This is a genomic window from Colwellia sp. BRX8-4 (assembly GCF_014077345.1).
Lineage (GTDB): Bacteria > Pseudomonadota > Gammaproteobacteria > Enterobacterales > Alteromonadaceae > Colwellia_A.
Map to the genome: position 1 here is coordinate 1 of NZ_JACGVS010000105.1, position 204 is coordinate 204.

General features: G+C 47.5%; 1 tRNA gene. It reads left to right on the forward strand.

Annotated features, from left to right (window positions below):
* Positions 1 to 132 precede the first annotated feature (132 nt).
* Positions 133 to 204, forward strand: a tRNA-Ala gene (locus tag H4J56_RS19500).

A 204-nucleotide genomic window follows, 5' to 3' on the forward strand; every position in this document is an offset into this window, starting at 1 on the left:
GTAACAAGGTAACCCTAGGGGAACCTGGGGTTGGATCACCTCCTTATCTTGAAGTAAAAACAGTTTAATGGAAACTTCGGTTTCACGAGTGTCTACACAAATTACATGATAACAAATTAGAAGAATCCCGATGGGGCTATAGCTCAGCTGGGAGAGCGCCTGCCTTGCACGCAGGAGGTCTGCAGTTCGATCCTGCATAGCTCC